This window comes from Rahnella perminowiae (genome assembly GCF_019049755.1).
GTDB classification, from domain to species: Bacteria; Pseudomonadota; Gammaproteobacteria; order Enterobacterales; family Enterobacteriaceae; genus Rahnella; species Rahnella perminowiae.
On the sequence record NZ_JAFMOS010000601.1, the window covers coordinates 1 to 26,210 of the forward strand.

Annotated in this window: 22 protein-coding genes; 12 read left to right on the plus strand and 10 right to left on the minus strand. The window is 52.7% G+C overall.

Going from position 1 to position 26,210, the window contains the following annotated elements; all coding sequences use genetic code 11:
- Positions 1 to 246 precede the first annotated feature (246 nt).
- The 3 genes from hmsP to J1785_RS18735 all read left to right on the plus strand — a co-directional run bounded on the left by hmsP (position 247) and on the right by J1785_RS18735 (position 5,586).
- Positions 247 to 2,229, plus strand: a complete 1,983-nt coding sequence (gene hmsP, locus J1785_RS18725) for a biofilm formation regulator HmsP (RefSeq protein ID WP_217220183.1) — start codon at positions 247 to 249, stop codon at positions 2,227 to 2,229.
- A 235-nt stretch (positions 2,230 to 2,464) separates the two neighbouring features.
- Positions 2,465 to 3,748, plus strand: a complete 1,284-nt coding sequence (locus tag J1785_RS18730) for a dicarboxylate/amino acid:cation symporter (protein ID WP_129953932.1) — start codon at positions 2,465 to 2,467, stop codon at positions 3,746 to 3,748.
- 326 nt (positions 3,749 to 4,074) lie between these two features.
- Positions 4,075 to 5,586 (plus strand): M16 family metallopeptidase, encoded by a 1,512-nt coding sequence (locus J1785_RS18735; protein ID WP_217220185.1) that lies wholly within the window; start codon positions 4,075 to 4,077, stop codon positions 5,584 to 5,586.
- A gap of 618 nt (positions 5,587 to 6,204) precedes the next feature.
- On the opposite strand, the gene kdgK is transcribed toward J1785_RS18735, so the two are convergent.
- Together kdgK and J1785_RS18745 are read right to left on the minus strand one after the other, a co-directional pair.
- The gene (gene kdgK, locus J1785_RS18740; RefSeq protein WP_129953928.1) at positions 6,205 to 7,143 is read right to left on the minus strand and encodes a 2-dehydro-3-deoxygluconokinase; all 939 of its coding nucleotides are present in this window, start codon (positions 7,141 to 7,143) and stop codon (positions 6,205 to 6,207) included.
- Between the two features lie 193 nt (positions 7,144 to 7,336).
- Complete coding sequence (locus J1785_RS18745; protein ID WP_129953927.1) at positions 7,337 to 7,540, minus strand: 2-hydroxymuconate tautomerase family protein; 204 nt, start codon at positions 7,538 to 7,540, stop codon at positions 7,337 to 7,339.
- A gap of 318 nt (positions 7,541 to 7,858) precedes the next feature.
- Here J1785_RS18745 and pdeH point away from each other — a divergent pair, with 318 nt between their 5' ends.
- Together pdeH and J1785_RS18755 are read left to right on the plus strand one after the other, a co-directional pair.
- Complete coding sequence (gene pdeH, locus J1785_RS18750) at positions 7,859 to 8,635, plus strand: cyclic-guanylate-specific phosphodiesterase (protein WP_129953925.1); 777 nt, start codon at positions 7,859 to 7,861, stop codon at positions 8,633 to 8,635.
- Between the two features lie 211 nt (positions 8,636 to 8,846).
- A complete protein-coding gene (locus J1785_RS18755; protein ID WP_217220188.1) occupies positions 8,847 to 10,901 on the plus strand; it encodes an AsmA family protein in 2,055 nt (684 codons plus the stop codon).
- Between the two features lie 50 nt (positions 10,902 to 10,951).
- Here the strand turns inward: J1785_RS18755 and J1785_RS18760 are convergent, their stop codons facing one another.
- The 4 genes from J1785_RS18760 to J1785_RS18775 all read right to left on the minus strand — a co-directional run bounded on the left by J1785_RS18760 (position 10,952) and on the right by J1785_RS18775 (position 15,515).
- Positions 10,952 to 11,722: a CDP-diacylglycerol diphosphatase gene (locus J1785_RS18760; protein WP_129991505.1), complete on the minus strand. Its 771-nt coding sequence runs from the start codon at positions 11,720 to 11,722 to the stop codon at positions 10,952 to 10,954.
- A gap of 59 nt (positions 11,723 to 11,781) precedes the next feature.
- The gene (locus J1785_RS18765) at positions 11,782 to 13,104 is read right to left on the minus strand and encodes an MFS transporter (protein WP_129953919.1); all 1,323 of its coding nucleotides are present in this window, start codon (positions 13,102 to 13,104) and stop codon (positions 11,782 to 11,784) included.
- A gap of 287 nt (positions 13,105 to 13,391) precedes the next feature.
- Complete coding sequence (gene yhjD / locus J1785_RS18770) at positions 13,392 to 14,531, minus strand: inner membrane protein YhjD (protein ID WP_217220190.1); 1,140 nt, start codon at positions 14,529 to 14,531, stop codon at positions 13,392 to 13,394.
- Positions 14,532 to 14,615: 84 nt separating this feature from the next.
- Entirely contained in the window at positions 14,616 to 15,515 is a 900-nt protein-coding gene (locus J1785_RS18775; RefSeq protein ID WP_205952661.1) for a LysR family transcriptional regulator, read from the minus strand.
- 125 nt (positions 15,516 to 15,640) lie between these two features.
- On the opposite strand from J1785_RS18775, the gene J1785_RS18780 reads away from it, so the two are divergent.
- Positions 15,641 to 16,399, plus strand: coding sequence for an SDR family NAD(P)-dependent oxidoreductase (locus J1785_RS18780; protein WP_217220192.1), 759 nt, complete (start codon positions 15,641 to 15,643; stop codon positions 16,397 to 16,399).
- 3 nt (positions 16,400 to 16,402) lie between these two features.
- Here the strand turns inward: J1785_RS18780 and J1785_RS18785 are convergent, their stop codons facing one another.
- Positions 16,403 to 17,149, minus strand: a complete 747-nt coding sequence (locus J1785_RS18785; RefSeq protein WP_217220194.1) for a flagellar brake protein — start codon at positions 17,147 to 17,149, stop codon at positions 16,403 to 16,405.
- Positions 17,150 to 17,479: 330 nt separating this feature from the next.
- On the opposite strand from J1785_RS18785, the gene J1785_RS18790 reads away from it, so the two are divergent.
- The 5 genes from J1785_RS18790 to J1785_RS18810 all read left to right on the plus strand — a co-directional run bounded on the left by J1785_RS18790 (position 17,480) and on the right by J1785_RS18810 (position 21,885).
- Entirely contained in the window at positions 17,480 to 18,058 is a 579-nt protein-coding gene (locus tag J1785_RS18790; protein ID WP_129953910.1) for a cytochrome b, read from the plus strand.
- 31 nt (positions 18,059 to 18,089) lie between these two features.
- On the plus strand, positions 18,090 to 18,632 hold the full coding sequence (locus J1785_RS18795; protein ID WP_129953908.1) for a tetratricopeptide repeat protein: 543 nt from the start codon (positions 18,090 to 18,092) through the stop codon (positions 18,630 to 18,632).
- An 80-nt stretch (positions 18,633 to 18,712) separates the two neighbouring features.
- On the plus strand, positions 18,713 to 19,168 hold the full coding sequence (locus J1785_RS18800; protein WP_235173521.1) for a sigma-70 family RNA polymerase sigma factor: 456 nt from the start codon (positions 18,713 to 18,715) through the stop codon (positions 19,166 to 19,168).
- Positions 19,165 to 19,941, plus strand: coding sequence for an anti-sigma factor family protein (locus J1785_RS18805; protein ID WP_129953905.1), 777 nt, complete (start codon positions 19,165 to 19,167; stop codon positions 19,939 to 19,941). Before J1785_RS18800 ends, J1785_RS18805 begins: the two co-directional genes overlap by 4 nt.
- Positions 19,942 to 20,244: 303 nt before the next feature.
- Positions 20,245 to 21,885, plus strand: a complete 1,641-nt coding sequence (locus J1785_RS18810; RefSeq protein ID WP_129953903.1) for a malate:quinone oxidoreductase — start codon at positions 20,245 to 20,247, stop codon at positions 21,883 to 21,885.
- A 47-nt stretch (positions 21,886 to 21,932) separates the two neighbouring features.
- Here J1785_RS18810 and J1785_RS18815 read toward each other — a convergent pair whose 3' ends face one another.
- Entirely contained in the window at positions 21,933 to 22,211 is a 279-nt protein-coding gene (locus J1785_RS18815) for a hypothetical protein (RefSeq protein WP_217220196.1), read from the minus strand.
- Positions 22,212 to 22,256: 45 nt separating this feature from the next.
- On the opposite strand from J1785_RS18815, the gene mqo reads away from it, so the two are divergent.
- Positions 22,257 to 23,909: a malate dehydrogenase (quinone) gene (gene mqo, locus J1785_RS18820; protein WP_217220198.1), complete on the plus strand. Its 1,653-nt coding sequence runs from the start codon at positions 22,257 to 22,259 to the stop codon at positions 23,907 to 23,909.
- A 57-nt stretch (positions 23,910 to 23,966) separates the two neighbouring features.
- On the opposite strand, the gene cytX is transcribed toward mqo, so the two are convergent.
- Both cytX and J1785_RS18830 read right to left on the minus strand, forming a co-directional pair.
- Positions 23,967 to 25,220: a putative hydroxymethylpyrimidine transporter CytX gene (gene cytX, locus J1785_RS18825; protein WP_217220200.1), complete on the minus strand. Its 1,254-nt coding sequence runs from the start codon at positions 25,218 to 25,220 to the stop codon at positions 23,967 to 23,969.
- A 213-nt stretch (positions 25,221 to 25,433) separates the two neighbouring features.
- On the minus strand, positions 25,434 to 26,090 hold the full coding sequence (locus tag J1785_RS18830; RefSeq protein WP_129953898.1) for a Qnr family pentapeptide repeat protein: 657 nt from the start codon (positions 26,088 to 26,090) through the stop codon (positions 25,434 to 25,436).
- Between the last annotated feature and the right edge of the window lie 120 nt (positions 26,091 to 26,210).

The following is a 26,210-nucleotide window of genomic DNA, read 5'->3' on the forward strand; positions in this document are numbered from 1 at the left end:
GACGCGCTGTATCCAGGATGTTCTTACGTTTCGCATTATTCGATTAACCCGGGTAATGTATGTTTTCTCTGGTTAAATAACATAAACACTATTCAGTGTAGATGTGTAGCAGCAAACATGTTGTTTTTTATAGTCAAAGTTTCGTCTTTAACCTCGAAATAACCCGTTATAAGGTATACTGCGCACAAGTACCGTTTCAGCCCGGGGGGCGCGGAAAATCATGTCAGTGGTTGACGGAGAATAAAGTTGCGGGTCAGGCGTTCATTAACGATTAAACAGATGGCGGCTGTGTCGGGCATTGCGGCCATCACCATTTGTATTTTTATCGTCATCCAGCTGTTCCACTTTGTACAGCAGCGGAGGGATGATTACGCCCAGCAACTTGAAAATATTGCACATTCTGTCCGTGTTCCGCTTTCGCAAGCCGTGCTGGACGTTGATCTGGAAGAAACGCAGGACATTCTGAATACGCTGCAACCCGTGGGCATTCTGAGCCGCGCTGACGTTGTGATGCCAAACCAGATCGCCGCGCTGCATACGCATTTCCCCCCCGGCCGGCCGGTACCACAATGGGTGACCCGGGGTTTCAATCTGCCAGTGACGATCTCCGTTCCTCTCTATTCTGCGGCTGCCAGCCCTAAAGCTCCCAAGCCTCTGGCGTATCTGGTGCTTCAGGCTGATTCCTATCGCATGTATCAGTTTATCGTCAGCGCACTCTCGACCATGCTGACGACGTACCTGCTGCTGGCGCTGATCCTGACCATTTCGTTGAGCTGGGTTATCAACCGTTTGATTGTCAAACCGCTTCGCGCAATTGCCAGTGAGCTGGAAGCCCTGCCCGAAAGTGAAGTGCCATATCATCAGCTGACCTTGCCGCAACACCACGAAGACGATGAAATCGGCATGTTGGTGCGCAGCTACAACCGCAACCAACAGCAGCGGGAGAAGCCTCAAGACCAGGCCACTAATGCCTGGCTGCCTTCACAAAATATGCTCATCAATGAAGAACAGTTTATGCAGCACCTGCAACACCGCCTGCATTCTGCCGAGCCGGAAAAAGGGTTTCACTTGCTGTTAATCGGCATTGAAAGCTTGCGTGACGACGGCCATGTTGATTGCCCGCTGGTCTGTTCCATCATGGAAGCGTTGCCCGAGAACAGTCTGCTGGCACGTCTGAGTTACAACGAATTTGCCTTGCTGGCGGGAGATATTCCCCGGCCCTTTATGGCGATGCGCCTGGCGCGGAAAATCATGGAACGCATCAATGCACCCCAGGAAAGTCATGCTGGCAATATGTCCCTGCACCCGACCGGCAGCATTGGTATCGTGCAATACACCGGCGAATTCCCGGTCAGTGCGCAGCAACTGATGGTGAACGGTCGTGCGGCCAGAGTCTCGGCCTATCAGCAGGGGAAAAACCAAATCCTGTTCTTCGAACCGGAACTGACCGCAAAAATTCAGAAACGCTTATTGCAGGAAAACGAAATCCTGCATGCGATGGAACAAAATGATTTCACGTTGTTTATACAGCCGCAGGTGAATATGGAAACCGGCGCGGTGGTCGGGGCGGAAGCCCTGCTGCGCCGTAAAATGGCTGACGGGAGTTACGGGCTGGAAAGTGATTTTATTGTGCTGGCCGAAGAAATTGGCGTTATGAGTTTGCTCGGGTACAAAATTCTTGAGCTGGGCTGCCAGATCCTGGCGGACTGGCAGCAACGGGGTATTCTACTGCCACTGTCAGTGAATCTCTCCGGCGCTCAGGTACAGCAGCGTAACTTCCTGCCGGAGCTGCGCAGCCTGCTGAGCCGCTACAAAATTAACCCGGGACAGCTGGTGCTGGAAATTACGGAAACGGCCCGCATTGACGATCTTGACCGCGCGCTGGTGTTGCTCAGCGAACTTCGCGCCGTGGGTGTTTCCATAGAGCTTGATGATTTTGGTCTGGGTTATTCCGGGCTTGAATACCTCAGCAGGCTGCGTACGTTGCCTATTGATGTGATCAAAATTGATCGCAGCTTCGTCAGCGTTCTGCCGCAGGATGAGGTAATGGTGAATATAGTGGCCTCGATTGGCCGCGCCATGAATATTCAACTGGTCGCTGAAGGCGTAGAAACTGAGGAGCAGCGTCAGTGGCTACTTAAGGAAAATATCCGGCTCGGGCAAGGGTATTTATTTTCAGCGCCACTTTCCAAAACTGACTTTGAACGGAAATTCTGCCCGCTTTCCTGACCGGTACAACGGACAGGAAAATCTCTTTCTGTCCGGCATTTCTCCCGCCTGATGATTTTTTTACTTACATTAGTTCCTGCTGAATGCTTTCCGCTCCGGTTTTTCATGAACCGTGATTGCAGAGGGAAACGAAATATTTCCATCATGTTGTGCGTGTGTTATTTCCCTGCTGCCGCTCATTACCTTTGACCTTACAAAAACAGAAGGCGGCGCATTCACTTCAGGATGGGTATTCATGAAAAAATCACTCTTCAGAAGCCTGTATTTTCAGGTGCTTTTAGCCATTACCGTCGGTGTTCTTCTGGGGCATTTCTACCCTGAGCTGGGTGCTCAAATGAAACCACTTGGTGATGGTTTTGTTAAATTAATCAAGATGATCATCGCGCCGGTGATCTTCTGTACCGTTGTCACGGGTATTGCGGGCATGGAAAGCATGAAAGCGGTCGGCCGTACCGGGGCGATTGCGCTGCTGTACTTTGAAATTGTCAGTACGCTTGCGCTGATCATCGGGCTGGTGATTGTTAATATCGTTCAGCCGGGTGCCGGAATGAACGTAGATCCTGCTGCGCTGGATGCTAAAGCCGTGGCGGTTTACGCCGAGCAGGCGCAAAGCCAGGGCATCATTCCGTTCCTTCTCGACGTGATCCCTTCCAGTGTGATTGGCGCGTTCGCCAGCGGGAACATTCTTCAGGTCCTGTTGTTTGCTGTCTTGTTTGGCTTTGCATTGCACCGTCTGGGTCACAAAGGGCAGTTGATTTTCAATGTGATCGAGAGTTTCTCGCAGGTTATTTTCGGCATCATCAATATGATCATGCGTCTCGCACCGATTGGTGCATTCGGGGCTATGGCGTTCACCATCGGTAAATACGGTGTCGGTTCGCTGGTGCAACTGGGGCAACTGATCCTGTGTTTCTACCTGACCTGTGTTCTGTTCGTGGTGGTGGTGCTCGGTCTTATCGCGCGCTTCAACGGTTTCAGCATCTTTAAATTTGTGAATTACATTAAAGAAGAACTGTTGATCGTGCTGGGCACTTCATCTTCCGAATCCGCGCTGCCACGCATGCTGGATAAAATGGAGCGTCTGGGTTGTAAAAAATCAGTGGTCGGGCTGGTGATCCCAACCGGCTATTCCTTCAATCTGGACGGTACTTCGATTTATCTGACGATGGCCGCCGTATTCATCGCGCAGGCAACCAATACACATATGGATATCTGGCATCAGATCACCCTGATTGTGGTACTGCTGTTGTCTTCAAAAGGGGCGGCAGGTGTGACAGGCAGCGGATTCATTGTGCTTGCGGCCACGCTGTCTGCGGTGGGGCATTTACCGGTGGCGGGACTGGCACTGATTCTCGGCATTGACCGTTTCATGTCCGAAGCGCGTGCGCTGACCAACCTGGTCGGTAACGGCGTGGCCACCATCGTGGTGGCTAAATGGTGTGATCAGCTGGACGAAGGGCAGTTAAAAGCGACGTTAAACGGCCAGAAAGGTCTGACAGAAGCTGAGAAGTCCGCCTGAAATTTCTGAGAAATGATGGCTGTATGGCAGAAAATAGTGAGAAAGCTGTGTAAAAACGCATTTATTTAGCCCCAATCCTGCCTAATATCCACCGGTTACTTGATGTAACCGGTGGATTATCTTCATAATATGTCCCTCAAACGCCTCACAGGGCGTTATTTCCCATAATATTTTTGCGGGCTGCGTGACATTGCGAAAAATGCGCGGTCTAACGAAGGGCTGTATTTTCTGTCCTTAAACTTACGCATTCAATTCCTGTGGGCCAGTCGACTGACACCGGCAGGACAGTATATTGAAAATTGGATTGTCATTACGTAGGGGTTCACATGCAGGGCACCAAAATCCGTTTACTCATTGGTGGATTGTTGCTGGCAACAGCCGCAAGTCATGTGCAAGCTGAAGCATTACAACCAGATCCGGCCTGGCAGCAGGGGAAACTGGACAATGGATTTACCTGGCAGTTGCTGACTACACCGCAACGCCCGAGCGATCGCATTGAATTACGCCTGGTGGTTCGCACCGGCTCGCTGGCTGAATCAGCCCAGCAAACGGGCTACGCCCATTTCCTTCCCCGTCTTGCGCTGATGCACAGTGAAGGTTTCAGCACGGCTCAGCTCCAGTCTCTGTGGCAGCAAAGCATTAATCCGCAGCGGCCATTGCCGCCGGCTGTCAGTTCTTATGATTTCACGATGTACAATCTGAGCCTGCCAAATAACCGCCCTGATCTTCTTAAAGATGCGCTGAACTGGCTGGCAAATACGGCCGGTAAAATGACTGTCACACCGGCGCTGATCAGTGCAGCCCGGCAGCAATCGGAAGATCCGGTAGGTTCACTGCCACAAAATACGCAGGATGCCTGGTGGCGTGCACGTATGGCCGGCTCGACGCTGGTCGGCCACAATCCCCACCAGTTGCCCACTAAACCCGTCAATATCGATGCATTAATCAAATTTTATCATCAGTGGTATACACCGGATGCGATGACCTTATTTGTCGTCGGTAATGTCGACAGCCGTGGCCTGAGTGAACAAATTAACCGGACGTTTTCATCACTGAAAGGCAGTCGCCAGACTCCGCAGACGTTGCCGACGCTGTCTGAAGTCACGACCAAATCCATGACTGTCATGGATGAAAATCTGACTCAGGATCGTGTCTCATTAATGTGGGATAACGCCTGGCAGCCCATTCAGGATTCTCAGGCCATTGCCGCCTACTGGCGCAGTGATTTGGCCCGCGAAGCGCTGTTCTGGCATTTGCAGCAGCAGCTGAAAAGTGCGTTTGAAACCAAAAAAGACGTACCGGCAGCGGGGCTGGGTTTCGACTGCAATGTGCAATACCAGCGCGCCCAGTGTGCCATCCGCATCGACGCACCGCAGGCTAAGCTGGCGGAGCTGTTTAAACGTCTGGCAGAAGAACTTCTGGTTGTTCGCGATAAAGGCATTTCTCAGGCTGAATTTGACGCCCTGATAGCCCAGAAAAACGATCAGCTGAGCAAACTGTTCGCGACTTACGCCCGTACCGATACCGATGTGCTGATGAGCCAGCGTTTGCGTTCCCAGCAAAACGGCGTAGTGGATATCGCCCCGGAACAGTATCAGCAGCTGCGTCAGCAGTTCCTTTCCACGCTAACCCTGCCGGTGCTGAACCAGGAACTGAAGCAACAGCTTTCCCGTGAGCCGGCGTTATTAGTGGCGCAGCCAAAAGGGGAACCGGAGATGAATGCAGCTGAACTGCGGGCTGTGTATGACAAAGTGATGGCCCCGGCGGAGACCTCTCCGGCGGCGGAGGCACCTGCTGCGGATGTGCCAGCGGCATCCGCTGCGACGAGTGCGCAATAAGGGAGAATCCCTTATTTATTCCCGGTTGGGATGGGTGAAAGTTTCGGTTTCTTAAGTGCAGTGATCACTTATCGTGCTGCGCCGAAACCGCCCAAAAGGGGCCATGACGGGCCCCTCTTGGATCTCCCACGTCTTTTTACTGCGCGCTATCGCAGGCACGACGAACATGTTCTGTTACTTAAGCGAGTGGCGCAAAATGTCATCGCTGCGCGATTCCCGAATTTCAGGTTTCGAGCCATAGGTCTCGAACCGTTCATTCGGTGCCATTTTTGAGCACGCCAATCCACTTTTCTAAAAGATAAACATCAGCTTGCTATTGAATTTAAGATCGTGCGGGCGATTCAGAAATCTTGCTGAACGGAGCGGCTTCGAGACCTATGGCTCGAAGACCGAGAGAAGGAACCGCAGAGCGGCAAGATTTCCAGCCTGTCACTGCGGTTGCTGAAACATAGCCAGCAAGCGGTAGCGCGGAGTAAAAAAGCGAGAAGAGATTAAAGAGAGGAAAAGCACTTTCCTCTCTTTATCGGTTTCGGCGCAGCGAGTTAAGTGAGCGCAGCACTTAAGAAACCGAAACTTTCACCGTCTTACGACCCAGCCTTCACTGCAAGTGAAAAACCGTTATGCCCGGTCTGGCATAAACTCCCTCGGGATGATCGCCCCGCGATGCTGAATTACTGTACTCGCAGTCTCATGCCCGCGCACTGCCGCTTCTGCCGCGCTGCCACCGGTGAGTCTGACCGCCAGATATCCGGCGCTAAAGGAATCGCCTGCTGCCGTCGTATCGATAACTTTCTCTTTCGGTAATTTCACCGCTGGCACATCATGCAGTTCGCCTTCAGCGCTGGAGACGATGCAACTGTCGGCACCGCGTTTGACGACCACTTCGCTGACGCCCAGCGCATGGGTGCGCGCAATCACCTCATCGTACGGCTTCTGGCCCCACAACATATCTTCGTCATCAAGGGTCAGGAAGGCAATATCGGTGCAGGAAAGCATGGCGTTATACGCGGCCTGCGTTTGGTCTTTGCTGGCCCACAGGCGCGGACGGTAATTGTTATCGAAAATCACTTTACCGCCGCGTGAACGGCAGGCTTTCAGCAAAGTCATCAGACGGTCGCGGCTTTCATCGCTGAGGATCGCCAGGCTGATGCCGCTCAGATACAGATAATCGAATTCTGCCAGTTTCTGACAAATCTCTTCGGATTGCGGGCTGTCGAGCCAGTAGCGTGCAGCCGCATCATTGCGCCAGTAATAGAAGGTGCGTTCGCCGGTGCTGTCCGTTTCAATCACATACAAACCAGGTAACTTGTTTTCAAGGCGCTGGGTCAGGTCAGTGTGTACCCCTTCCTGCTGCCATGCCTGTAACATCTCATTGCTGAAACTGTCATTGCCGAGCGCCGTGACGTAATGCACTTTCAGCGCATCAGGGGACACCTGGCGGGAAATATAAACAGACGTGTTCAGCGTGTCGCCACCAAAACCGCGGTGTAGCGCATCGCCTTTCTGAGATAATTCGATCATGCATTCGCCGATAACGGCAATGTTTTTGCTGGTCATTGTACCTGGCCTATGTCTGAAGCATTAAAACGAAAGGAAAGAAAAGACGGTCATTATTACGCTCTAGTCTCTTCATAAGAATGCGGTCAGTCAAACAAATTAAAACAAGGTTTTATTTTTTGTAAGCGGCGGGCAAAAAAAGGCAGTAAAACGAAGGGAAAAGTGGAAGCGACAGTACTTCCACCTGAAGCCGTTACTTATTTTCCTGACGCAGTTCGGTCACCGGACGGCCACCCAGGCCCCAGTTATCGGTATCGACCTCGTCAATGATGACTGTGGTCGTCGCAGGATTTTTGCCCAGTGTATCCACCAGTAATTGCGTCACTCCGGCGATCAGCGCTTTCTTCTGTTCGGCCGTCGCACCCTCGCGGGTGATTTTGATATTAACGTAAGGCATTGTTTCTCCGGATTGTGAATGAGCGTTAATGAAATGTTTCAGCGCTCCCACTGTAGAACGTGCGTAAAAGAACTTCCAGTCAGGCTTTTGACGCATTCAGCACACAGATTGCAGGGGAGCGCAGAGTGATTAAAGTTTCTCCGCGCAGCGCCGATAGATAACCCTACTAAAGAAAGCCAGGAAATCAGGCTACTTTGCCTCCATGAAACACAGTGTGCTGCGAACACACGTTGTTGACATGAATTACATTGTAGTCACGCAACATAGGTTGCCGCATATCCCTGGTGATCTGACTCTTATTCATGACGGCAGAAAAATATGATAACTAAGATGATGTTAGGGCTGATTACGCCTTCTTTTACCGCGATAGAGCGCGTAAAAGCACAGTCTTACTGGCGTCAGTGTCAGAGAGTGTACCGTTTTCAGCCCATTTATCGCACGACCGGAAAGCTGTTAGGAATTGAATTACTGACTGGGGTATTTCACCCTGCGGACCCGCACAAATTTATTTCACCGGAAGAATATTTTGTCGCGATTGCGGTGGGTAAACGCCTGCAAATCGTGCAGGAACAACTTGATCTGTTGCAGCGCTGTCAGCATCTGTTCATCGAACACGAATTACTGGCGTCGATTAACGTCGATGGTCAGGTCCTGGAAATGCTGCAAACAGATTCGGCGCTGCGCACACAAATCAGCGCGATGCCGTATGTGCGTTTTGAACTGGTTGAAAGCGCCGAAAATGCGCTGAGTATTCCGCTGTCGCAAATCGAGCAATCTGACCGGTTATGGCTCGATGACTTCGGTCAGGGTATCGCTAACTTCTCCTCCTTCACCACATGGCATTACGAATACATCAAAATCGCCCGTGATCTGTTTATTTTGCTTGGGCAGAGTGAGGAGGGATCCCGGCTATTTTACACGCTGGTGACGCTGATGAACCGCTACAGCAAAGGCGTGATTATTGAAGGGGTTGAAACGGCTTCGGAATGGGCAATGGTCTGCAATTCTGATGCGCTGGCTGCACAAGGTTATTATCTGGCACGTCCCACCGTTTTCGATAATCTGAATAATCTGCCTATACATTTTAAAGGATAATGAATCACACCTGACCTGCTGAGGCGAACCCTCAAAGGTGCCGCTGAGTCGTTGTGGTGTGATACATCTCCATTTGCCTGATTTTAAAGCATTATTTCCGACCTTCCTGCCTGTTGTTCACCCCTTCGCGGATGCCGTTTCCGGCAAGCTGTTAAGAATTCTACTATGGTTAAACTCTGGGATTCGTTAACTGTCTGAAAGGAACAGGTTTATGACGCGCACAGGTAAAGTGATTTCCTGGGTTGCGGGTGTGATTATCATTGCGTTGATTGCTATCGTGATTTTCATTGCGACATTCGACTGGAACCGCCTCAAACCGACCATCAATCAAAAAGTCAGCACTGAACTGAACCGTACATTCGCGATCCGCGGCGATTTAGGCGTGGACTGGTCGCGTCAGAAAGACGAAGCGGGGTGGCGCGCGTGGGTGCCCTGGCCGCACATTCATGCTGAAGATATCGTGCTCGGTAATCCTTCCGACGTGCAGACCGGCGGAAAAGATGCACAGATGGTGAAACTCGCCCGCATTGATGCCAGCATTGCACCACTCGCCTTATTGCATAAAGAAGTGCTGATCCCACGAGTCTGGCTGAAACAGCCCGATGCTTCATTGCTGCGTCTGGATAATGGTAAAAATAACTGGACGTTCAATCTCGACAACAGTGATACCAAAGATCCGGCGCAGCCGCCGTCAGCCTGGTCATTTACGCTTAATGATATCGTGTTTGATCGCGGACAAATCGACTACAAGGATGCAAAACTGAAAGCCGATTTCCGGGCCGTGATTGACCCGCTGGGCAAACCGCTGCCGTTCACGGAAGTGGTCGGTGATAAGAAAGATGCACCGAAAACCAAAACCCCGCCTTACGTGTTTGGCTGGAAAGTTGACGGTAAATATAACGGCGAATCGCTTTCCGGTAGCGGTAAAATCGGTGGCATGCTGGCATTGAAAGACCCGGATGCGCTGTTCCCGCTGCAGGCAGATGTGCGTTCCGGTAATACACGGGTGGCCGTCGCGGGGACATTACAGGATCCGATGAATCTCGGTGGTCTGGATTTACGCCTGAAATTCTCCGGCCAGACGCTTTCTGATTTGTACGGCCTGACCGGTGTGCTGTTACCGCAGACACCGCCATATTCCACCGATGGTCATTTATCGGCGACATTGCAGGGGAAAAACGGTGCAATTTACCGTTATCAGAACTTTAACGGCGAGATTGGCGACAGTGATATTCACGGCTCACTGACTTATCAGGCCAGCAAGCCGCGGCCTAAACTGGCCGGTGATGTGGTTTCAAAACAACTGCGCTTTGCGGATCTGGCTCCGCTGATTGGTGCCGATTCCAATCAGGACAAAGCCAAACGCGGTGAAACTACCCGTCAGCCTGCAGATAAGGTGCTGCCGGTGGAGAAATTCAATACCAAAAGCTGGCGGGTCATGGACGCCGATGTGAAATTCAGCGCCAGGCGCATCGAGCATGGCAAATCTCTGCCACTGAGCGATTTGAGTACTCATCTGAAACTGACCGACGGCGAGATCCTGCTGGACCCGCTACGTTTCGGGATGGCAGGCGGCAATCTGAATTCCACCATCCGCCTCGAAGGTGACAAATCACCGATGCAGGCGCGCGCCGATATCCATGCCCGTAAGCTGAAGCTGAAACAACTGCTGCCAAACGTACAGGCGATGGAACGCAGCCTGGGTGACCTGAACGGTGACGTCACGCTGACCGGCACCGGTAATTCAGTAGCGGCACTTCTCGGCACCAGCAACGGCGACATGAAAATCCTCATCAACGACGGCGTGATCAGCCGGGGTCTGATGGAACTGGCGGGACTGAATGTCGGTAATTACGTGGTGAGTAAACTGTTCGGCGACGATGAAGTCGCGATCAACTGCGCGGCTGCCAACGTCAATGTGAAGAACGGGCTGGTCACGCCACGGCTGTTTGTGTTTGATACCGAAAATGCGGTGATTAACATTACCGGCAATACCAATATGGCGACCGAACGGCTGGATCTGTCGGTTAACCCGGAAAGTAAGGGGGTGCGTATCCTGACCTTACGTTCGCCGCTGTATGTTCGCGGCACCTATAAAAATCCGGATGCCGGTGTGAAACCCGGGCCGCTGATCGCCCGTGGTGCTGCAGCGGTGGCGCTCGGTGCTGTCGTTGCGCCCGCCGCAGCTCTGCTGGCGCTGATTTCTCCAAGCGACAATGAAGAAAACCATTGCGGTCCGATTTTGCAGCAGATGAAACAGAAGTAATCGTGTTGGATTAACGCCTCCCCTACGAAGGGGGAGGCCGGGAGGAGGTTTTAAGGCTGAGGCAGCGGATCCAGTACTGCACATTTGTGGTCCTGGATTTCTTCGGCGGAGGCATTATTGAGTTTGAGTAAGTCACGCTCACTGGCCAGCAGCAGGAAATCGCCGCCCGGCAAACTGACCATCGCCATACCGAAGTGACCCATTTTTTTCTGTGCGTCCGGTACGCCCTCCGCCAGAAGACGGAATGCACCTTTCTCATTCAGTTCGGCCTGCGTGACTTTACGCGCCAGATAGGTGTGGCCAAGCAGCTTATCGGGCAATTCCTGCCAGTTATATCCCATCTGCCCGCCATCTTTACTCAGCGTGGTTTTCACCTGCGGTAAAAGACATGAAATATGGATGTGCAGCTGGTTCTGCGAACGTCCGTATTGCGAGTTAATCGCCAGCGAAACATTGCTGTCATCAATCGGTTTACCGTATTTATCCGCCATAAAATGCCGCGCATTCCATGCCTGACTGAAAAAGTTCGGCGTTGACGGTTCGAGCAGTGCGGGGCTTTCCATACCGGTGATGCGCGCACTGGGCATCAGCAAATATTGCAGCGGACCGTTCAGATCTTTGAGCACCACAAACCCTTGTTGTTCATCCACCTGTGCGCAGGGAGCGGGCTTTCCGCTGCCGCGCTGATTAGGCACGCATTTCGTACTGATGATGTTCCACAGGGCGTTCGGATTGGAGGAGTGAGGCCAGAAATACCAGAAGGCCGCGGCAATAACGATTAGCAGGATCAGGACGGGCAGGATAAATCGACGCAAGCGCATAAGAAACCTTCGCAGAAGGCACCGTGCCGGGCGCAAACCGGGCACGGTGTCCGGGTCAGTTACAATGACTGATGGGCGGTCTCTTTGGACAACAGCAGTGCGATCAGCGTCAGCGTTGCCATTGAAGCCAGATAAACGCCCACATAGAACAATCCGTAATGGGTTGCCAGCCAGGTGGCGATGTACGGCGCAACGGACGCGCCCAGTATCGAAGACACATTATAGGAGAAGGATGCGCCGGTATAGCGAACTTCTGTCGGGAACAGTTCCGGCAGCAGCGCGCCCATCGGACCGAAAGTCAGCCCCATCACCATGAAACCACACAGCAGGAATACCATCACCAGCGCCTGAGAACCCGCACCCAGAATGGTCGGGAAGCACAGAGCGAAGACAATCATCAGCAGCGTAATACAAATCATGGTTTTGCGACGGCCAAACTTATCTGCCAGCTGACCGGCAACCGGCACCATGACACCGAAACCGACCACGCCGATCATCAGCATCAGCAGGAATTCATTACGCGCAATACCCAGACCCACCGGCTTGGCCGCTGTGCCGTAACCCAGTGAGTACACGGTCATGATGTAAAACAGCGTGTAAGTGGCGACCATGATGAAGGTGCCGAGAATCGTCGCTTTTTTGTATCGGGTAAACAGTGTACCGATCGGCACCTTGACCTGTTTCCCGGCTTTGGCGATTTTGGCGAACACCGGCGTTTCGTGCAGGGAAACACGCACATACAGACCGACGATAACCAGCACTGCCGAAAGCAGGAACGGCACACGCCAGCCCCAGGAAATAAACTGTTCGTCAGTCAGCAGCCAGGACAGCAGCAGGAACATGCCGTTTGCGAAGAAGAAACCAATCGGCGCGCCAAGCTGCGGGAAAGAACCGTACAGCGCACGTTTCTTCGCCGGTGCATTTTCAGTCGCGAGCAGCGCCGCGCCGCCCCATTCACCGCCCAGCCCCAGACCCTGGCCAAAACGCGCCAGCGCCAGCAGCATGGGTGCAAATACGCCAATTGTGGCGTAAGTCGGCAGAAGGCCGATCACCACGGTGGAAACGCCCATTGTCAGCAAAGAAGCCACCAGCGTGACTTTACGCCCGACGCGATCGCCGAAGTGGCCGAACAGCGCAGAGCCGATTGGCCGGGCGATAAAGGCGATGGCGAAGGTGGCAAGAGACTGTAGCGTGGCGGCCGTCGGGTCACCCTGCGGGAAGAAAATATGCGGAAAAACAATCACCGCAGCGGTGGCATAGATATAAAAGTCGAAGAATTCAATGGCCGTACCGATAAGCGATGCCACGATGACTTTGCTGCGGGAGTTCTGACTCACCAATTGCGCGTCAGCTTCTAATTCTGGAGTGATAGTGGCTTGCATAAGTGTTTCTTATTTGTAATGAGTGGGAGGGATCTAATGTAAAAAAATGTATATCGAAAAGGCATCTTATGCAGAGCGTGGCGGTATTTCAACGCAGCGGAAGCAGGGAAATAAAGCGTTTAAAGCGCGATCGGGGGATTATTTTATCCGGGCAGGATTTCGCCAGTCATAAGTTTGATGAATGGATAAAAGTCAGAGTAACTGACTGCAAAACCGCGAAATAAAAGTGCGGCCCTCAGTCAGTTATTCTGGTTTTCAGGGCAGTGCACAGGATTGTTTGGTGTTATTCACTGCTTTTCTGCTTTGTTATCAGCATTAACTCCGGTTATATGCATTTCGTCTGGCATGATGAGGTTGTCTGGCGTGTATTCACTGTCGTTTCCGGTCGATTTTGGGTTTGCGTCTGCGGCTTTTGGATTACGATCCGCTACCGGCGCGTCATCCTTGTATTTCGCCGTCGCTATCCACGCGGCGACGAATAACGTCAGCCGGGCGAAGAAATAAAAGAAAGCCATCAGGCCGATTACGGAACCAAAGGCTGCACCGGAAGGCGAGGTTGCCAGCTTTGGCAGCGTCATGGTCATCACAAATTTAATCACCTCAAAACCTATCGCCGCCAGCAATGTTCCGCGCAGCAGGGCTTTTTTACGGGGTTTATGGCGCGGAAGCATCCAGAAAATCCACAAAAAAAGCAGGTAGTTGGCAGCAACGGAAATCACCAGCGTGATGCTGGTCATGACAGGACGAAGCCAGTCGATACCCCCCAGCCCCAGCGCATCGACAATGGTTTTTTGCGCCGCCCCGGCGATTGAGGTCAGCGACAGCGTGATAATCAGCGCCAGCACCAGTCCGGTCAGTGAAATAAAATCGCGCAGATAGCGGCGGTAAATTTTCTCCTGATCCTGCGGGTTACGTTCCCAGACATCGCGCGACTGGGCACGGATCGCCTCGCGCAGATTACCCATCCAGCTTACGCCGGAGTAAAGCGCAATCAGTAAACCGGATAATCCTACGGCGGTACGCTGCTGGATGGCGGTATTCACTGTGCTTTTCAGCGTATTTGCCAGATTCGGGTCGCTGATGCTGTTGACGATTTTGTTGATCAGTTCTGCCAGTAAATCAGGATTGGAGGCCAGCACAAACCCGACTGCGGCGAAGGACACCATCAGTATCGGGATCAGTGACAGAAAGGAGAAATAGGTGATGGCCGCGCCAAACTGGCTGCCAAGGCGATCATTAAAGCGTTCCGTGGCACGCACTAGATGCGCCACCCATCCCCAGGACTGAATGCGTTCCACCAGCCGCGAGAAACGGCCAATGTTTTTATCCACCGCCTGATTACCGGTTTTGATGTTGATCAGCGGGGTCGGTTTTGCCTGCGTTTCGGTTTTTTGCGTGGAAACTTTTTGTTTGGAAAGATTGGGCATTGATCCATGTTGTCCTTAAAAGTGCATCCGCCTTTAAGTATAGACGCCTGAGCGGCTCAGGGGGCGGGGCGGTGGTTTAACCGCTCAGGCGATGAACGTTTGGGTGATGTCGGTCAGCCAGTCCATAAACACTTTGACGCGGCGTGACAAATTCAGGCGGTGCGGATAAACCAGCGTCACTGGCATCGGCGGCGCGCGAAATTGCGGCAAAATGCTCACCAGCTGCCCTCCTGCCAGTGCGTCTCGCACGCTAATCAGCGGCACCTGAATGATACCCAAACCGTTAATACAGGCGCTGGCGTAGGTTTCGGTGCTGTTAACCGTGACGGCACCGCCGCTTTTGACCGTTCTTACCTGTTTGCCGTCGAGATATTCAAAGACCGACGTATGGCTGCCGAGGATTTGTTCATAATGCACCATGGCGTGCTGCGCCAGCTGGTCAGGATGATCCGGCGTACCATAGCGGCGCAGATAACCCGGGCTGGCGCAGTTAATCATGCTGAGATGTCCGAGCGGACGCGCAATCAGCCCGGAATCCTTCAGGGTGCCGGAGCGGATCACACAGTCGAACCCTTCACGCACCACATCCACGCGGTGATCGGTGCAGCTCAGTTCAATTTCCAGTGCCGGATAGCGGTTAAGAAACTCCGCCAGACGCGGTAACACCAGATGCGTCGCCATTCCGGTGGTCATATCGACCCGCAACCGTCCGCTGACACTGGCCGGATTCGACTGAAACATCGATTCCAGTTCATCCATGCTGGCCAGCAACTCTTTGCAGCGCTGATAAAACACCTGGCCGTCCTGCGTCAGTTGCACACGGCGCGTTGAACGGTGTAGCAAACGTGCAGACATCCGCGTTTCCAGTTGCTGCACCAGCCGCGACACGCTGCCCTTTGGCAATCCCAGACTTTCTGCCGCGCGGGTAAAATTACTCAGCTCAGCGACACGCACGAAAACCTGCATTGATTGAATTTTATCCACATCTTGTCCGATTGTTGTTGAAAATGAGACAGTGAAATTCATTATGAACCATTTATCACTCTCCGGTAATCCAATAGGCTGTATTTCATCCGATGCAACAGAAGCAAAATTGAATGAGGCCTGTTATGAACCGTAAAATCGCTATAGTGACCGGCGCAAGCCGTGGTTTAGGTAAGAATGCCGTTGAAAAACTGACAAAAAAGGGCATTGACGTGATTCTGACTTACCACCATCAGGCCGGTGCTGCCCGGGAAGTGGTGGCATCTGTCGAAGCGCAGGGGGGAAAAGCTGTGGCGTTGCAGCTCAATACCGGCGAGTCCGGCAGTTTTGATGCGTTCGCTGCGGAAATCAAAACCCAATTGCAACAGGTCTGGCAACGCGACACTTTTGATTTTCTGGTCAACAATGCCGGTGTCGGTTTACATGAGGCGTTTGCCGATACCACGGAAGCACAATTTGATCTGATGATGAATGTCCATCTTAAAGGGCCGTTCTTCCTGACCCAAAAGCTGTTACCGCTGATGGCCGACGGTGGGCGCATTCTGAATATTTCCAGCGGACTGGCGCGTTTTGCCCTGCCAGGTTCATCGGCCTACGCCATGATGAAAGGCGCCATCGAAGTGCTGACCCGCTATCAGGCAAAAGAACTCGGCGCGCGGGGCATCACTGCTAATGTGCTGGCGCCTGGCGCAATTGAAACGGATTTCAGTAATGGTATGGTGCGGGACAATCCGGATGTGAACAAACTGGTTGCCGGCAACACTGCGCTGGGCCGGGCCGGATTGCCGGACGATATTGGTGATATGGTGGCGCTGATGCTCAGTGATGAAGCTGGCTGGATGACCGCCCAGCGCGTCGAGGCTTCAGGCGGTATGTTTATCTAAACGTTAATCGTGCTGGAAACGCTTTGCTTTCATATGTTGCTGTTTTTCCAGCTCGAAAATCGCCCGTTGCAGGTCGCGTTCCTGTGCGGGCGATAAATGCGGAAACCTGAAACTCAGTCGTTGCGATGTCACGGTTTCGCCTTTGTTGCTCACTGTCTTACGCACCATCGCGCCGAGATACTGCAAATCCAATGTGAAGGTTCCCAGTTCCGCTAACTGAATCAGCGAATCTTTCAACATTGACCCTTCGGTGATTTCCGGTGGCGTTGCTCCTTCAATTTCCAGCCCCAGCCCGCCGAGTGAAATATCACGCACGCGATAAGCAAACTCAGAAGTATCAGGCAGTGTTCCGCTGCACCGGTAATCCGGTATCCGCGGCACACTCACGCGGAAATATTCACGACGCTGAATAAAATACAACACCGGGGGAATATCGCAGGTAAATGTCGGTAAACCTTCGTAGCTGACCTGGCGGGCTTTGCTGCAGGAAAACTCAACCTTGGCCCCGGCCGGTTCCGCCACAAACGTCAGTGTGTCGGCCTCAGCGGCCAGATTGTTCTCGTAATCTGAGCTGCCCAGATCGAACAGGAACTGATGATTGTCAGCATCAACATCCAGAATCTTACTGATAAATTGCCCGCGTGAATGGCTGACCATGACCAGGGTCTGGTTCTTCTTTAAGTCACGCAGAACGGACAAGATTGCCAGCGTGTTACGCTTCGCAAACGACTCTTTCGACACTTCGCTCACCTGACACACCTCATAAGAAATAAATGCAAAATTATGGCGCAGCCGTTGCCATACAGGGCACCTGCTACGGATTATCGGCGGCTCAGAACAAAACTTTATCCGCTAATAACGGATATTTTTATGGATCAAAAAGTGAAATTACAGCGCCGGGCAGGCCATTTTCCCCCCTGACTTTATAGAGGCTATCTTTTCACGTGCTGACGTGTATTTTTTCCTTAGCTTTTTTATCACTCAATACATAACAGGGGAAAATTATTTTTCCCGCCTAACCGAATAGAAACCGGTGCTCAGGTGTTTACTTTATATCGAACACTTACGGGCACGGTTTTTATGCAAACTCCATCTTCTGTTCTTCGCAACCGTTACGACGGGCTGACGATTTTGCTGCACTGGCTGACGGCACTGGCCGTGATTTTTCTGTTTGCCAGCGCACATATCTGGGAAGTCCTCGATCACGGGACACCGCTGCGTAAAGGGCTGCAATCCGTGCATATTTCGGTGGGGATTCTGCTGGCGGCCATTATCACCGGGCGTCTGCTGTGGCGGTTATTCACGGTCAGCACCGGACGCAGTAAACAGCAACCCGTCGCCATGCCCGCGCTGATGAAAGCCGCCGCACATCTGACCCATCTGGCACTCTATTTATTGCTGATCACGCAGATCATTCTGGGCTTTTTATTTCGCTGGTCGCAGGCTGAACCCTTCTATTTCTTCGGTTTATTCCCGATCCCGGACGTATTTAATTTTGACAGCATAATGACCCGAACCTTTGGCTCATTACATAACAATGTGGCCTGGGCACTGATTATTATTGCGGGCGTGCATGCGCTGGCGGCACTTTTCCATCATTACGTTCTTCGCGACGGCATTCTGCGCCGCATGTTACCGGGCAGCCAGGGCCGCCCGTAAGTCATCAGTTCATTCTCTACAGGACATCATTATGAAGACAAAAACGGTAATGCAGGCGTTGTCAGTTGTGTGTCTGGCGGGCAATCTGCTGTTTTTCAGCGCGGCAGCGAATGCAATGGGGGATGATTCCGACGCTAAAAAAACGCCGGATTGCCCGAAGGGGCAAATCTACGACAGCAAAACCAAAAGCTGCATGGTGGATAAAGGCAGCATGATCTCCGATCAGGATAAAACCCAGTACGCCTATCATCTGGCGAAAACCGGCCGTTATCAGGAAGCGCTGACGGTGCTGGATACGCTCAAAGATCAGAACACCAAAGAGGCCTGGAACTATCGTGGTTACGCCACGCGTAAACTCGGGCGTACCGACGAAGGCATCAGCTACTATCATAAGTCGATTGCCCTTGACGCGCATTACGCCAAAGTCCGGGAATATCTCGGCGAGGCTTATATGATTAAAGGGCGTCCTGATCTCGCCAAAGCCCAGCTGGCGACCATCAAAGGCTTGTGCGGAACCGGCTGCGAAGAATATCGCGATCTGAGCGCAGCCATCGACGGCCATCCGGAATCCTGATCACGGAGAAACGATAAATCTCACCGGCAGACTTACGTTCTGAACTGAGCCAGTGCCTGTCACGTCTGTGGCGCTACGCGATGGTGTTGTCGCGCAAGCACGATGTGGCAGACGATCTGGTGCAATCCACCTGCGTGCGGGCGCTGGAACGCTGCGCGCAGGTTAAGGACAGCACCGGCACGGACCGCTGGCTCTTTTCTATACTGCACTCCATATGGGTGAATGAACTCAGGGCGCAGCACGTCCGTCAGGGACAGGGTTTTGCCGATGTCAGCGAAACGGAAACCCCCGCTGATACGCTGTCTTTCGAAGAGCGTCACTGGCACACGCAGGTGATGCAGCGGGTGAACCGCCTGCCTGAAGCCCAGCGCAATGCGGTATTTCTGGTGTATGTCGAAGGTTTCACCTATCAGGAGGCGGCGATGACGCTGTCTGTGCCCGCCGGTACTATCATGAGCCGTCTGGCGACCGCGCGGCTGACGCTGGCAAAAGACGCAGACCTCGCCACTCAACCGCAGCAGGGAGAGAAAAAATGACCCGTGAAATCGCGCCTGCGCCTTATGCTGATGAAGTTCTGGTTGCCTATCTCGATAACCAGCTCAGTGAATCTCAGCGCGCGAAGTTTGACGCACAGCTGAGCCAGGATGACGTGCTGACGCGGCGGCTGGCACAGATGTCACGCAGCAATTTACCGTTCCACGATGCGTTTGGCGCGATGTTGCAGGAAGCGCCGGTCGGGAAATTACAGGCCGCACTCGATGCGATCCCTGACGCACGGGGTACCGGTTCGCCTGGATTAAGCCGCCGCGCATTGCTTGCGGCGTCGTTAAGTTTTCTGGCTGTCGGGCTGCTGGCCGGACGCTACTCTACACTTTTTACTTCTGAGGATAACTGGCGGGCGCGCGTGGCGGATTATATGTCACTGTATACCGCGCAGACGCTGGCCGATGTTTATGATTCTGCCGGGCAACAAAAAATACAGCTCGCGCGGGTGCAAAACACCTTAGGGATCCCGCTGAGCCCTGCGGCGCTGGCGGTGCAGGGCGCGGATCTTAAAGATGCCCGTATGCTGCATTATGACGATGATGATATTGCGCAAATTACCTATCTTGACGCGCGTTACGGCCCGATGGCGTTGTGTATTACGCGCAGCAAAAGCGTTGAAAATACGTCATTGCAGCGTGAAATACGCCGGGGTATGAACGTGGTTTACTGGCGTACTGCCGGTTACAACTTCATGCTGATCGGCCACAGCCCGGCAACGACTCTGGCCGCGCATGCCGCAGCTTTACAGGCGAATCTGGTGTGAGTAATTTCGTCACGTCACTAACTTATGTAATTATTTAAAGTATTAAACTATTTTTAATGCACGTAACGACAATGTTAAATTGTTTACGAAATCTCAATAATATGAGTATTCGGCAACATTTATGTGGTTGATTTGTCGTTTTTAGCCGCGGTTTTCGTTACTCCCCATTATTGTCCTTTCATCATTTGTGGAGATAATCGTTTATTTCCCACCGCAACGGGTTGTTGATTTCGTTTATCCAGGGGAAATCTGGATAGCTTTCACCTGCAAAATTAAAACTAAACATTCAGAGAAACAGACGTCATGAGAAAGATACTCGCCATGATCCTCTGCCTTAACGTGGTTGCTTTCAGCCAGTCAGCGTTCGCAGAAGATGAAAAGCCCGTTGATGTGTTACTGATCGGCGGCGGCATTATGAGCGCGACGCTGGGGACATACCTTCAGGAATTAGAACCAGACTGGTCAGTCGACATGGTGGAGCGCCTGGACGGCGTGGCGCTGGAAAGCTCGAATGGCTGGAACAATGCCGGTACCGGTCACTCTGCACTGGCAGAAATGAACTACACGCCGGAAAAAGCTGACGGCAGCATCGATATCTCCAAAGCGGTTGAAATTAACGAATCCTTCCAGATTTCCCGTCAGTTCTGGACCTATCAGGTTGAGAACGGCGTGTTACACAACCCGCGTTCTTTCATCAACAGCACGCCGCACATGAGTTTTGTCTGGGGCGACGACAACATCAACTTCCTGCGTAAACGTTTTGCCGCGCTGCAACAAAGCACGCTGTTCCGTGGCATGGAATATTCAGAAGACCCGGCGCAAATCAAGCAGTGGATCCCGCTGGTAATGGAAGGACGTGACCCGGCACAGAAAGTGGCGGCGACCCGTATCCCGATCGGCACTGACGTGAACTTCGGTGAAATCACCCGTCAGCTGGTGGCCTCATTACAGAAGAAACCTAACTTCTCCCTGAGCCTCGGCCATGAAGTCCGCGACATTAAACGTAACCCGGATAACACCTGGAACGTAACCGTTGCCGATCTGAAAAACGGTGATAAAGAAAGTGTCATCAAAGCGAAGTTTGTCTTTATCGGTGCAGGCGGCGCATCCCTGACACTGCTGCAAAAATCCGGTATTCCTGAAGCGGATAACTACGGCGGTTTCCCGGTAGGCGGCGAGTTCCTGGTGACCGAAAACCCGGACGTGGTGAAACGCCACCTGGCAAAAGTGTACGGTAAAGCGTCAGTCGGCTCCCCGCCGATGTCCGTTCCGCATCTTGATACCCGTATTCTGGACGGCAAACAGGTTCTGTTGTTCGGGCCTTTCGCCACCTTCTCCAGCAAGTTCCTGAAAAACGGTTCCCTGTGGGATCTGTTCGGCAGCGTGAACTTCTCCAATATCATGCCGATGACCCATGTGGGCATCGACAACTTTGATCTGGTGAAATATCTGGTCAGTCAGGTGATGCTCTCCGACGATGACCGTTTCGATGCATTGCGTGAATATTTCCCGGATGCGAAGAAAGAAGACTGGCGTCTGTGGGAAGCCGGTCAGCGCGTGCAGATCATCAAAAAAGATGAGAAAGAAGGCGGCGTTCTGCGTCTTGGCACCGAAGTGGTCAGCTCGAAAGACGGCAGCATTACCGCGCTGCTGGGCGCTTCGCCGGGCGCCTCTACTGCAGCACCGATCATGTTGCACCTGATGGAAAAAGTGTTTAAAGACAAAGTTGCCACCCCGGAATGGCAGGCTAAGCTGAAGCAAATCATCCCGTCTTATGGCACCGAACTGAACGGCAACGTGGCGGCGACCGAGAAAGAACTGGGCGACACCAGCCGCGTTCTGATGCTCGACAATCCGCAACCGAAAGCTGCAGAGCCGGCACCGGCTGCGGATGCTTCTGCACCGAAGAAAGAACAAAAAGTGGTGGCTGACGTCGCGCTTTAAGCCGTATCGTCACTCCACCCTTCAAAGGCGCGGGCAACCGCGCCTTTTTAACATTTCGCTTTCACCACAAAACCCGATTTAGCACGAATAGCGCGTTCTTTGACCGTCTGAAAGCCCCCCGGAATGACCTTGCCAATCCCCTTCAAATCCAGCTGTGATGCGGCCTGAAGCGCTATCCGACATCCCGTTTGCCTGTTTTTTTGAAACGTTAAATCCTTTTTTAATTTTTGTAGTGATAATGTTATATTCTTAGTCGTGATTTGAAAAAATGAAGTTTCAGTAACGATCCCGCGTGTTTTTTTGCTAATTTCTTGTTCGATAGTCACAACAACGATTCATAACAAAACTGAACATTTAGAGAAACAGACGTCATGAGAAAGATACTTGGTATGCTTCTCAACCGTGACTCACTGGGTGCCAGCGAGCCTGCGGCCGCAGAAGACGAAAAATCCGTTGATGTATTGCTGGTCGGCGGCGGAATTATGAGTGCAACCCTGGGGACTTATCTCCAGGAACTCGAGCCGGACTGGTCAGTCCATATGATCGAACGCATGGATAGTGTGGCGCAGGAAAGCTCCAACGGCTGGAATAATGCGGGGACCGGCCACGCCGCGCTCGCAGAAATGAACTACACCCCGCTGATGCCGGACGGTACTGTCGATATCACCAAGGCCGTGGCGATCAACGAAGCCTTCCAGGTTTCCCGTCAGTTTATGGCGTATCAGGTTAAGAAAGGTGTGCTGAATAATCCGCGCTCGTTCATCAACAGCGTGCCGCATATGAGCTTTGTCTGGGGCGATGACAACATCGATTTTCTGCGCAAACGTTTTGCTGCGCTGCAGGAAAGCACGCTGTTCCGCGGGATGGAATATTCAGAAGACCCGGAACAAATCAGACAATGGATCCCGGCCGTGATGGAAGGCCGTGATCCGGCGCAAAAAGTGGCAGCAACCCGCACCACGGCAGGCACCGACGTAAACTTCGGTGAGGTGACCCGTCAGCTGGTCGAGGCGTTGCAGAAACAATCCAACTTCACGCTGGCAAACTGTCAGGAAGTGCGTGATATCCAGCGCAATCCGGACAAAACCTGGCGCGTCACCATTACCGATCTCAAACACAGCCACAAACACCATGTGGTGAATGCGAAATTCGTGTTCATCGGCGCGGGCGGGGCGTCTCTGACGCTGCTGCAAAAATCCGGTATTCCGGAAGCGCGTGAATACGGCGGCTTCCCGGTCGGCGGGGAATTCCTGGTGACAGAGAATCAGGATGTGGTGAAACGTCATCTGGCGAAGGTGTACGGCAAAGCGGCCGTGGGCGCACCGCCGATGTCTGTTCCGCATCTCGATACCCGTATTATCGATGGCAAACAGGTTCTGCTGTTCGGGCCATTCGCTACCTTTTCCAGTAAATTCCTGAAAAATGGTTCCCTTTGGGACCTGTTTGGCAGCGTCAACAGCTCGAACCTGTTACCGATGACGCATGTCGGCATGGGTAACTTTGATCTGGTGAAATATCTGGTCGGGCAGGTGATGCTCAGCGATGAAGACCGTCATGCCGCGCTGAAAGAATTTTTCCCCGAAGCCGAACAGAAAGACTGGAAACGCTGGGTCGCCGGACAACGTGTGCAGGTCATCAAAAAAGATGGCAGGCACGGCGGCGTGTTGCGTCTGGGCACCGAAGTGGTGAGCGCGAAAGATGGCAGTATCGCCGCGTTGCTGGGCGCATCACCGGGCGCGTCAACCGCCGCACCGATCATGATGAAATTGCTGGAAACCGTCTTTAAGGAGCGCGCAGCCAGTGCAGAATGGCAGGCCAAATTCCGGGAAATTATCCCGTCTTATGGCACCAAACTGAACGGCAATGTGGAAGCGACCGAAAAAGAACTGCTGGAAACCAGCCGTATTCTGCAACTGGAAACGCCGTCGATGAGCACGACACCGGTGGCCGAGGTGGTTCAGTTGCGTCCGCTCGATGTTCAGGCAAAACAAGAGCCAAAACAGCCTGCGGATATTGCTTTGTAAGTTCTGATTTCTGAAAATACAAACCGCTCAGGTGAGCGGTTTTTTTCTGGTGTTAACTCAGGCTTTACGTCCTAATCCCCAGCAAACCAGCCCCGCCACCAGCAGTGAAGGTATAGTCGCGCCGATATCCGGCAGCAGGTTTGCCATCAGATGATAAACCGCAATGCCAATAAACCAGGCCGCGACAGAACGGATATTCAGATTCTCGTGGCTCTGCCTGCGCAGAACAAAATGATGCGTCAGCACCACGCCGAACAGCGGCGCAAATACCGAGCCAATCAGCAGCAGGAAATTCTCGTATTGCGTCAGCGGCACTGACCAGGCGATCAGCGTACACAGCAGGCCGATACCCAGCGTTAGTTTACCGACGCTGACGGGTACTGAAGTACCGGCAGAAACCGCTGCCGAATGAATATCCGCAAAGGCGTTCTCGTGTTCATCCACCAGAATCAGCAGCAGCGGAATACCCAGCGCAACGCCTGAGAGCGCCAGCAGTAGCGCATTGGCATCTGCCGATGTGCTGACAAACGCCAGCGTATACGCGACGCCAAGAGCCATCATCCACACGCTGCCGAGGAAATACCCGCAGGCAGTGCCCCAGAAATTTTGCCGCGCAGATTTGCCGAAGCGGGTGTAATCCGACACCAGCGGCAGCCACGAAAACGCCATCGATACCACGATATCGCAGGCCAGCGCGAAGGGCATCGAACCGTCTCCGGCTTTATGCCATAGCGATGATAAATCCGCATGCAGGAACAGATAACCGGTCAGCCACGCACAACTGGCCAACAGCAGCCAGATCCCCCAGCGGCGCAGCACCAGACGGATAAACGCCAGCGGCCCGCTGGCCGCCAGCAGCGTGGCAACGGCGCCGAAGATAAACGTCCACAGCGTCGGATTCGCCCAAAAACTGCCGTCGCCCCATGCCCGTTTCGCCAGCAGGCTGGCGGCATCGCGCATCACCACAATTTCGAATGCGCCCCAGCCGATCAGCTGGATCAGATTAAACAGCACCGGCAGCGCCACACCGCGCTTGCCCAGACTTAGCTTCAGCGATGCCATTGATGACATACCTGTCTGCCCGCCGATCACCCCGGCCAGCGCCAGCAGGGCAACGCCGACGGCGGACCCCAGCACAACAGCTGCCAGCGAGCCCGCCAGCCCGAGGCCCGGCGCCAGAATAGCGCCGGCCTGTAACACCATCAGACCCATACCGAGCGAGAACCACAGTGAGAATAAATCAGGCCAGCCCAGCACCCGTGATTTCTCAGGGACAGCCGCCTGAGGAGAATAAATGCCATTATTTTTCATGAGGTTAATTTAGTGGCTAAAGCGAATGTCTGTTATAGCATATTACGGTGAAATTCTGATGAAGGGCGGGGGAGAGGCGCATCAGTTTCAACGATCAGCCGATTTTAAAACGAGCGGATTGAACGGGAACAACCGGATCAACTCGAAAAGCGTTTACAGAAGAAAAAAGATTAACGGGCGTAACGCGGTCTACAATATTTATTTCGAATACTCTCACTTTGAAAAGACCACAATCATCCCCAATTTCTCCAGCAGATGACTCTGCTGCCAGTCATCGATTTTAACCCCATCCAGATCGACCTTACGGATGTTCAGCTCGCCCAGATCGGAGTTCGTCAGGTCGCAATGGGTGATGTTGACATTGTTCCAGTCGAATTCGGTGAATTCGCCACCGGAAAGGTCGGAGCCACTGAAGTTTGCGCCCTGCACATTTGCGCCCGTCCAGCGGTTTTCCCACAGTTCGCATTTCTCCAGGATGACTTTGCTGAAGTTGGCGTAGCTGAAGTTATTTTTGGTCATGAACGCGCTGCAAAACCAGGTACGTGAAGTGATCATATTCATAAAACTCGCGCCGCTGAAATCTGCGCCGGTAGCTTTGCATTCGCGGATTTCACAGCCTAAAGCCTGAACGTTTTTGAAATCAGCCATCGTCAGATCACAGCGTTTGAAGCTGGCATCCTGCAATTTGGCATGCTGGAAAGAGCAGCCTTTTTGCTCTTCATCATCGTAAAACAGACAATCGACAAACGCTGTTTCCGACAGATCGGTGCTGTCAAAACGGCAGCGATAAAAACGGCAGTTCTCCAGCGTTTCGCCGGTAAATTGCTTCATGCTAAAACGCTGGTCAGTAAATAGTTGATTGGTGAACATTATCAATCCCTATAGTTCTTATTTCGTTTATGAATAATTTATCAGAAATACTCAGTTCCGTATAATAATTTTTCCGGCTGTGCTCAGGTTTACTATAGAATTTTCGGCGTGGTTAATGAT